This is a genomic window from Sphingobium chungangianum (assembly GCF_977014255.1).
Map to the genome: position 1 here is coordinate 1 of NZ_CDRNIV010000007.1, position 7,195 is coordinate 7,195.

The 7,195-nt window shown below is 44.5% G+C and carries 9 protein-coding genes and 4 pseudogenes; 5 read left to right on the plus strand and 8 right to left on the minus strand.

Features of this window, described 5'->3' with window-relative positions:
- Positions 1-262: 262 nt before the first annotated feature.
- The 3 genes and pseudogenes from ACWNC0_RS21945 (at position 263) to rzpD (ending at position 1,497) form a co-directional block, all read left to right on the plus strand.
- Positions 263-580 (plus strand): annotated as a pseudogene (locus ACWNC0_RS21945) (phage holin, lambda family).
- Positions 564-1,040, plus strand: coding sequence for a glycoside hydrolase family 24 protein (locus ACWNC0_RS21950; protein WP_000229403.1), 477 nt, complete (start codon positions 564-566; stop codon positions 1,038-1,040). Before ACWNC0_RS21945 ends, ACWNC0_RS21950 begins: the two are co-directional and overlap by 17 nt.
- Positions 1,037-1,497, plus strand: a pseudogene (gene rzpD / locus ACWNC0_RS21955) (prophage endopeptidase RzpD). Before ACWNC0_RS21950 ends, rzpD begins: the two are co-directional and overlap by 4 nt.
- A gap of 31 nt (positions 1,498-1,528) precedes the next feature.
- On the opposite strand, the gene bor (ACWNC0_RS21960) reads toward rzpD, so the two are convergent.
- Positions 1,529-1,822, minus strand: coding sequence for a serum resistance lipoprotein Bor (gene bor / locus ACWNC0_RS21960; RefSeq protein WP_000738492.1), 294 nt, complete (start codon positions 1,820-1,822; stop codon positions 1,529-1,531).
- Positions 1,823-2,111: 289 nt separating this feature from the next.
- On the minus strand, positions 2,112-2,564 hold the full coding sequence (locus tag ACWNC0_RS21965; RefSeq protein WP_223248938.1) for a DUF1398 domain-containing protein: 453 nt from the start codon (positions 2,562-2,564) through the stop codon (positions 2,112-2,114).
- A gap of 243 nt (positions 2,565-2,807) precedes the next feature.
- Here ACWNC0_RS21965 and ybcW point away from each other — a divergent pair, with 243 nt between their 5' ends.
- A complete protein-coding gene (gene ybcW / locus ACWNC0_RS21970) occupies positions 2,808-3,014 on the plus strand; it encodes a protein YbcW (RefSeq protein ID WP_001031427.1) in 207 nt (68 codons plus the stop codon).
- 164 nt (positions 3,015-3,178) lie between these two features.
- Here the strand turns inward: ybcW and ACWNC0_RS21975 are convergent, their stop codons facing one another.
- The gene (locus ACWNC0_RS21975) at positions 3,179-3,373 is read right to left on the minus strand and encodes a YlcI/YnfO family protein (protein ID WP_001421937.1); all 195 of its coding nucleotides are present in this window, start codon (positions 3,371-3,373) and stop codon (positions 3,179-3,181) included.
- Between the two features lie 2,066 nt (positions 3,374-5,439).
- On the opposite strand from ACWNC0_RS21975, the pseudogene bor (ACWNC0_RS21980) reads away from it, so the two are divergent.
- Positions 5,440-5,744 (plus strand): annotated as a pseudogene (gene bor / locus ACWNC0_RS21980) (serum resistance lipoprotein Bor).
- Positions 5,745-5,768: 24 nt separating this feature from the next.
- Here the strand turns inward: bor (ACWNC0_RS21980) and ACWNC0_RS21985 are convergent.
- The 5 genes and pseudogenes from ACWNC0_RS21985 to ACWNC0_RS22005 all read right to left on the minus strand — a co-directional run bounded on the left by ACWNC0_RS21985 (position 5,769) and on the right by ACWNC0_RS22005 (position 7,017).
- Positions 5,769-5,879: a lysis system i-spanin subunit Rz gene (locus ACWNC0_RS21985; RefSeq protein WP_449474702.1), complete on the minus strand. Its 111-nt coding sequence runs from the start codon at positions 5,877-5,879 to the stop codon at positions 5,769-5,771.
- Positions 5,831-5,997 (minus strand): annotated as a pseudogene (locus ACWNC0_RS21990) (Rz1 family lipoprotein). The gene ACWNC0_RS21985 and the pseudogene ACWNC0_RS21990 overlap by 49 nt, the downstream one beginning before the upstream one ends.
- 240 nt (positions 5,998-6,237) lie before the next feature.
- Positions 6,238-6,708 (minus strand): glycoside hydrolase family 24 protein, encoded by a 471-nt coding sequence (locus ACWNC0_RS21995; RefSeq protein WP_449474700.1) that lies wholly within the window; start codon positions 6,706-6,708, stop codon positions 6,238-6,240.
- Complete coding sequence (locus tag ACWNC0_RS22000) at positions 6,692-6,844, minus strand: phage holin family protein (protein WP_077274385.1); 153 nt, start codon at positions 6,842-6,844, stop codon at positions 6,692-6,694. The genes ACWNC0_RS21995 and ACWNC0_RS22000 overlap by 17 nt, the downstream gene beginning before the upstream one ends.
- Before the next feature lie 35 nt (positions 6,845-6,879).
- Positions 6,880-7,017: a hypothetical protein gene (locus ACWNC0_RS22005; RefSeq protein ID WP_449474701.1), complete on the minus strand. Its 138-nt coding sequence runs from the start codon at positions 7,015-7,017 to the stop codon at positions 6,880-6,882.
- Positions 7,018-7,195 lie beyond the last annotated feature (178 nt).

Genomic DNA, 7,195 nt, shown 5'->3' on the forward strand with positions numbered 1-7,195 from the left:
CGTATTGCTAAGGTTAAAGAACGACTTCCATACTCGTGTGACAGCACCTGCCATCAGATTGTGTTTGTTAGTCGCTTTTTTTTTGGAATTTTTTTTTTGGAATTTTTTTTTTGCGCTAACAACCTCCTGCCGTTTTGCCCGTGCATATCGGTCACGAACAAATCTGATTACTAAACACAGTAGCCTGGATTTGTTCTATCAGTAATCGACCTTATTCCTAATTAAATAGAGCAAATCCCCTTATTGGGGGTAAGACATGAAGATGCCAGAAAAACATGACCTGTTGGCCGCCATTCTCGCGGCAAAGGAACAAGGCATCGGGGCAATCCTTGCGTTTGCAATGGCGTACCTTCGCGGCAGATATAATGGCGGTGCGTTTACAAAAACAGTAATCGACGCAACGATGTGCGCCATTATCGCCTAGTTCATTCGTGACCTTCTCGACTTCGCCGGACTAAGTAGCAATCTCGCTTATATAACGAGCGTGTTTATCGGCTACATCGGTACTGACTCGATTGGTTCGCTTATCAAACGCTTCGCTGCTAAAAAAGCCGGAGTAGAAGATGGTAGAAATCAATAATCAACGTAAGGCGTTCCTCGATATGCTGGCGTGGTCGGAGGGAACTGATAACGGACGTCAGAAAACCAGAAATCATGGTTATGACGTCATTGTAGGCGGAGAGCTATTTACTGATTACTCCGATCACCCTCGCAAACTTGTCACGCTAAACCCAAAACTCAAATCAACAGGCGCCGGACGCTACCAGCTTCTTTCCCGTTGGTGGGATGCCTACCGCAAGCAGCTTGGCCTGAAAGACTTCTCTCCGAAAAGTCAGGACGCTGTGGCATTGCAGCAGATTAAGGAGCGTGGCGCTTTACCTATGATTGATCGTGGTGATATCCGTCAGGCAATCGACCGTTGCAGCAATATCTGGGCTTCACTGCCGGGCGCTGGTTATGGTCAGTTCGAGCATAAGGCTGACAGCCTGATTGCAAAATTCAAAGAAGCGGGCGGAACGGTCAGAGAGATTGATGTATGAGCAGAGTCACCGCGATTATCTCCGCTCTGGTTATCTGCATCATCGTCTGCCTGTCATGGGCTGTTAATCATTACCGTGATAACGCCATTACCTACAAAGCCCAGCGCGACAAAAATGCCAGAGAACTGAAGCTGGCGAACGCGGCAATTACTGACATGCAGATGCGTCAGCGTGATGTTGCTGCGCTCGATGCAAAATACACGAAGGAGTTAGCTGATGCTAAAGCTGAAAATGATGCTCTGCGTGATGATGTTGCCGCTGGTCGTCGTCGGTTGCACATCAAAGCAGTCTGTCAGTCAGTGCGTGAAGCCACCACCGCCTCCGGCGTGGATAATGCAGCCTCCCCCGACTGGCAGACACCGCTGAACGGGATTATTTCACCCTCAGAGAGAGGCTGATCACTATGCAAAAACAACTGGAAGGAACCCAGAAGTATATTAATGAGCAGTGCAGATAGAGTTGCCCATATCGATGGGCAACTCATGCAATTATTGTGAGCAATACACACGCGCTTCCAGCGGAGTATAAATGCCTAAAGTAATAAAACCGAGCAATCCATTTACGAATGTTTGCTGGGTTTCTGTTTTAACAACATTTTCTGCGCCGCCACAAATTTTGGCTGCATCGACAGTTTTCTTCTGCCCAATTCCAGAAACGAAGAAATGATGGGTGATGGTTTCCTTTGGTGCTACTGCTGCCGGTTTGTTTTGAACAGTAAACGTCTGTTGAGCACATCCTGTAATAAGCAGGGCCAGCGCAGTAGCGAGTAGCATTTTTTTCATGGTGTTATTCCCGATGCTTTTTGAAGTTCGCAGAATCGTATGTGTAGAAAATTAAACAAACCCTAAACAATGAGTTGAAATTTCATATTGTTAATATTTATTAATGTATGTCAGGTGCGATGAATCGTCATTGTATTCCCGGATTAACTATGTCCACAGCCCTGACGGGGAACTTCTCTGCGGGAGTGTCCGGGAATAATTAAAACGATGCACACAGGGTTTAGCGCGTACACGTATTGCATTATGCCAACGCCCCGGTGCTGACACGGAAGAAACCGGACGTTATGATTTAGCGTGGAAAGATTTGTGTAGTGTTCTGAATGCTCTCAGTAAATAGTAATGAATTATCAAAGGTATAGTAATATCTTTTATGTTCATGGATATTTGTAACCCATCGGAAAACTCCTGCTTTAGCAAGATTTTCCCTGTATTGCTGAAATGTGATTTCTCTTGATTTCAACCTATCATAGGACGTTTCTATAAGATGCGTGTTTCTTGAGAATTTAACATTTACAACCTTTTTAAGTCCTTTTATTAACACGGTGTTATCGTTTTCTAACACGATGTGAATATTATCTGTGGCTAGATAGTAAATATAATGTGAGACGTTGTGACGTTTTAGTTCAGAATAAAACAATTCACAGTCTAAATCTTTTCGCACTTGATCGAATATTTCTTTAAAAATGGCAACCTGAGCCATTGGTAAAACCTTCCATGTGATACGAGGGCGCGTAGTTTGCATTATCGTTTTTATCGTTTCAATCTGGTCTGACCTCCTTGTGTTTTGTTGATGATTTATGTCAAATATTAGGAATGTTTTCACTTAATAGTATTGGTTGCGTAACAAAGTGCGGTCCTGCTGGCATTCTGGAGGGAAATACAACCGACAGATGTATGTAAGGCCAACGTGCTCAAATCTTCATACAGAAAGATTTGAAGTAATATTTTAACCGCTAGATGAAGAGCAAGCGCATGGAGCGACAAAATGAATAAAGAACAATCTGCTGATGATCCCTCCGTGGATCTGATTCGTGTAAAAAATATGCTTAATAGCACCATTTCTATGAGTTACCCTGATGTTGTAATTGCATGTATAGAACATAAGGTGTCTCTGGAAGCATTCAGAGCAATTGAGGCAGCGTTGGTGAAGCACGATAATAATATGAAGGATTATTCCCTGGTGGTTGACTGATCACCATAACTGCTAATCATTCAAACTATTTAGTCTGTGACAGAGCCAACACGCAGTCTGTCACTGTCAGGAAAGTGGTAAAACTGCAACTCAATTACTGCAATGCCCTCGTAATTAAGTGAATTTACAATATCGTCCTGTTCGGAGGGAAGAACGCGGGATGTTCATTCTTCATCACTTTTAATTGATGTATATGCTCTCTTTTCTGACGTTAGTCTCCGACGGCAGGCTTCAATGACCCAGGCTGAGAAATTCCCGGACCCTTTTTGCTCAAGAGCGATGTTAATTTGTTCAATCATTTGGTTAGGAAAGCGGATGTTGCGGGTTGTTGTTCTGCGGGTTCTGTTCTTCGTTGACATGAGGTTGCCCCGTATTCAGTGTCGCTGATTTGTATTGTCTGAAGTTGTTTTTACGTTAAGTTGATGCAGATCAATTAATACGATACCTGCGTCATAATTGATTATTTGACGTGGTTTGATGGCCTCCACGCACGTTGTGATATGTAGATGATAATCATTATCACTTTACGGGTCCTTTCCGGTGAAAAAAAAGGTACCAAAAAAAACATCGTCGTGAGTAGTGAACCGTAAGCAGGTGCTGTCACGACGATGTGTTTTTTGGTACCTTTTTTTTTCACCGGAAAGGACCCGTAAAGTGATAATAGATTATCATCTACATATCACAACGTGCGTGGAGGCCATCAAACCACGTCAAATAATCAATTATGACGCAGGTATCGTATTAATTGATCTGCATCAACTTAACGTGGAAAAAACAACTTCAGACAAGATCAAAATCAGCGACACTGAAGAGGGGCAACCTGCTCATGTCAACGAAGAACAGAACCCGCAGAACAACAACCCGCGACATCCGCTTTCCTAAGACCGAATGATTGGACCAAAAAATTAACATCGCCGCTCTCGAGCCAAAAGGTGCAGGAAATTGCTGCGGGCCTCGGTGAAACTGCTCGTCGGAGGACTAACGTCAGAAAAGAGAGCGTGTGCATCAATTAAAAGTGATGAAGAATGAACATCGCGTTCTCCCTCCCGAAACAGGACGATATTGTAAATTGGCTCTTGATTTACGAGGGCATTGCAGTGATTGAGTTGCAGTTTTACCACTTTCCTGACAGTGACAGACTTGCGTGTTGGCTCTGTCACAGACTAAATAGTTTGAATGATTAGCAGTTATGGTGATCAGTCAACCACCAGGGAATAATCCTCATCTGTATCGTGCTTCACCAACGCTGCCTCAATTGCTGTGAAATGCTGCCGAGACACCTTATGTTTACTATACATGCAATTACAGACATCAGGGTAACTTGATCGAGAATCGGTGCTGCTAAGCATATTTTTTTTAGCACGAATCAGATCCACGGAGGGATCGTCAGCGGATTGTTCTTTTATTCATTTTGTCGCTGCATCCGCTTGCTCTTCATCTAGCGGTTAAAATATTACTTCAAATCTTTCTGTATGAAGATTTGAGACACGTTGGGCCTTGCTAGTGCATCTGTCGGTTGTATTTCCCTCCAGATACGCCAGCAGACCGCGCTTGTTACGCAACCCAATGCTATTGAGTGAAAACATTCCTAATGTTTGACATAAAATCATGGACAAAACGCAAGGGGGTGAGCCAGATTGAAACGATAAAACGATAATGCAAACTACGCGCCTGTATCACATGGAAGGTTTTACCAATGGCTGAGGTTGCCATTTTTAAAGAAATGCTGGATCGGAGTGCAGAAAAGATTTGAGGCTCGTGAATTGTTTTGTTCTAGAACATAAAACGTAACACAAACGTCTCACATTATATTTACTATCTAGCCACAGATAATATTCACATCGTGTAGCAACGACGGCGCCTGTTGATGAAAGGAACTTAAAAAGGTTGTAAATGTTAAATTACTCAAGAAAACACGCATACTTATAGAAACGTCCTATGATAGGTTGAAATGCAAGAGAAATCACATTTCAGCAATAGGGCAAGCGTTGCTAACCAAGCAAGACTTCGATGGGTTACGAATCTCCGTGAACATAAAAGATATTACTATACCTTTGATAATTCAAGAATTACTATTTTACTGAGAGCATTCGGGACACTACACAAATACTTTTCCACGCTGGATCGATAACGTCCGGTTTTCTTCGTGTCAGCACGCGGGGGGCATTACCGGCCGCAATCTGCGATGCGTGTACGCGCTGAACCGTCTGTGTGCGTCGTTTTAGTTACCCCGGAGCACATCCCCGCAGAGAAGTTCCCGTCAGGGCTGTGGACATAGTTAATCCGGGAATACAATAACGATTCATCGCACCTGACATACATTAATAAATATTAACAATATGAAATTTCAACTCATTGTTTAGGGTTTGTTTAATTTTCTACACATACGATTCTGCGAACTTCAAAAAGCATCGGGAATAACACCATGAAAAAAATGCTACTCGCTACTGCGCTGGCCCTGCTTATTACAGGATGTGCTCAACAGACGTTTACTGTTCAAAACAAACCGGCAGCAGTAGCACCAAAGGAAACCATCACCCATCATTTCTTCGTTTTTTCTGGAATTGGGCAGAGAAAACTGTGGATGCAGCCAAAATTTGTGGCGGCGCAGAAAATGTTGTTAAAACAGAAACCCAGCAAACATTCGTAAATGGATTGCTCGGTTTTATTACTTTCAGCATTTATACTCCGCTGGAAGCGCGTGTGTATTGCTCAGCAATAATTGCATGAGTTGCCCATCGATATGGGCAACTCTTACTGCTGCACTGCTACATTAATATACTTCTGGGTTCCTTCCAGTTGTTTTTGCATAGTGATCAGCCTCTCTCTGAGGGTGAAATAATCCCGTTCAGCGGTGTCTGCCAGTCGGGGGGAGCTGCGTATCCACGCCGGAGGCGGTGGTGGCTTCACGCACTGACTGACAGACTGCTTTGATGTGCGACCCGACGACGACCAGCGGCAACATCATCACGCAGAGCATCATTTTGCAGCTTTAGCGTCGGCTGACTCCTTCGTGTATTTTGCATCGAGCGCAGCAGACGTCGCGCTGACGCATCTGATGTCAGTAATTGCCGCGTTCGCCCAGCTTCAGTTCTCTGGCATTTTTGTAGCGCTAGGGCTTTGTAGGTAATGGCGTTATCACGGTAATGATTAACAGCCCATGACAGGCAGACGATGATGCAGATAACCGGAGCGGAGATAATCGCGGTGACTCTGTCATACATCAATCTCTCTGACCGTTCCGCCCGCTTCTTTGAATTTTGCAATCAGGCTGTGCAGCCTTATGCTCGAACTGACCATAACCAGCGCCCGGCAGTGAAGCCCAGGTATTGCTGCAACGGTCGATTGCCTGACGGATATCACCACGATCAATCATAGGTAAAGCGCCACGCTCCTTAATCTGCTGCAATGCCACAGCGTCCTGACTTTTCGGAGAGAAGTCTTTCAGGCCAAGCTGCTTGCGGTAGGCATCCCACCAACGGGAAAGAAGCTGGTAGCGTCCGGCGCCTGTTGATTTGAGTTTTGGGTTTAGCGTGACAAGTTTGCGAGGGTGATCGGAGTAATCAGTAAATAGCTCTCCGCCTACAATGACGTCATAACCATGATTTCTGGTTTTCTGACGTCCGTTATCAGTTCCCTCCGACCACGCCAGCATATCGAGGAACGCCTTACGTTGATTATTGATTTCTACCATCTTCTACTCCAGCTTTTTTAGCAGCGAAGCGTTTGATAAGCGAACCAATCGAGTCAGTACCGATGTAGCCGATAAACACGCTCGTTATATAAGCGAGATTGCTACTTAGTCCGGCGAAGTCGAGAAGGTCACGAATGAACTAGGCGATAATGGCGCACATCGTTGCGTCGATTACTGTTTTTGTAAACGCACCGCCAGTATATCTGTCCGCGAAGCTACGCCGTTGCAAACGCAAGGATTGCCCCAGATGCCTTGTTCCTTTGCCGCGAGAATGGCGGCCAACAGGTCATGTTTTTCTGGCATCTTCATGTCTTACCCCCAATAAGGGGATTTGCTCTATTTAATTAGGAATAAGGTCGATTACTGATACGAGACAAATCCGAGCTACTAGTGTTTAGTAATCAGATTTGTTGCGTGACCGATATGCGCGGGCAAAACGGCGGGAGTCTCGGGAGCAGCAAAAAAAAATTCCAAAAAAAAAAATTCC

Coding starts and splice junctions, on each gene's coding strand:
- ACWNC0_RS21950 (WP_000229403.1), top strand. CDS start 564: ATGGTAGAAATCAATAATCAACGTAAGGCGTTCCTCGATATGCTGGCG.
- ACWNC0_RS21995 (WP_449474700.1), bottom strand. CDS start 6,708: ATGGTAGAAATCAATAATCAACGTAAGGCGTTCCTCGATATGCTGGCG.
- ybcW (WP_001031427.1), top strand. CDS start 2,808: ATGAATAAAGAACAATCTGCTGATGATCCCTCCGTGGATCTGATTCGT.
- bor (WP_000738492.1), bottom strand. CDS start 1,822: ATGAAAAAAATGCTACTCGCTACTGCGCTGGCCCTGCTTATTACAGGA.
- ACWNC0_RS22005 (WP_449474701.1), bottom strand. CDS start 7,017: ATGAAGATGCCAGAAAAACATGACCTGTTGGCCGCCATTCTCGCGGCA.
- ACWNC0_RS21975 (WP_001421937.1), bottom strand. CDS start 3,373: ATGTCAACGAAGAACAGAACCCGCAGAACAACAACCCGCAACATCCGC.
- ACWNC0_RS21965 (WP_223248938.1), bottom strand. CDS start 2,564: ATGCAAACTACGCGCCCTCGTATCACATGGAAGGTTTTACCAATGGCT.